At 58.9% G+C, this 798-nt stretch carries 1 protein-coding gene; it reads right to left on the reverse strand.

What is annotated here, in order from left to right:
* On the reverse strand, positions 1-798 hold a 798-nt coding region (locus JHD07_RS23240; RefSeq protein ID WP_291626240.1), incomplete at both ends, for a type IV secretion system DNA-binding domain-containing protein.

A 798-nucleotide genomic window follows, 5' to 3' on the forward strand; every position in this document is an offset into this window, starting at 1 on the left:
TCAATCCCGACGGTAGTGATACCCATCAAGGTTTCGGAGAGTTCGGTTGCGCTTTTGCCAGACCTTGCTTTGCAAACGACGATGGTCGCGAAGTTTTCCGTCAGAGCTTCTGCCGCAGCCTTTGTTGAGGCCTCCTCGATCTGTGCGAGACTCTGTGCAGTTGCGACTACGCGGATCCCGCGAGATCTCCCCAAGGATGCAAGCTCCATGATGTCCTTCATCGCTCTCCGAAAGCGAGGAAGTTCGTCCGCGATGATCCAGACGCCATGGTCGACATCGTCGGCCATGTCAGGAGCAAGGAGCTCGCTCGCTAGCACCCGGAACATCAGGCTCAACAGCAGCTCGGAGTTGTCCCTGTTGGACAAGTCATGCCGCAACACGATGATGCGCTGGCGTGATCGCTTCCGCGCCCAATCCAGGAGCGAGATACGCGGACGTCCGTCTGCCTCCATGGACGCGCAGGTATCGACGATTTCGGCGACATGAGCGATCATATTGAAGACCACCGAAAGGCTCATGGTGGTGGGGTCGTCACCCTTGCCGCGCAACATTTCTGCGACCTGTCGCATTGTCGGTCGCAGATCGTTGGCGATCTCTTCGACGGGCTTCGAGATAGCGGTTTGCAGCTCTCGCCACCCCCAATTTCGTCGATGCTCTCTAATCAGTTTCGAGAGCAGCCCCTTCAGAACCAAACGGGACGCCGCCGACCAAACCGGATCGCGAGATTCCGGTATCATGATCGCGGCGACGCGGCTGGCAGCTTCGGGCGAGCGGACGTCTCGGCCGATCGCCCAAACG

Origin of the sequence: Bradyrhizobium sp. (assembly GCF_016462955.1) — a bacterium.
GTDB lineage: Bacteria > Pseudomonadota > Alphaproteobacteria > Rhizobiales > Xanthobacteraceae > Bradyrhizobium.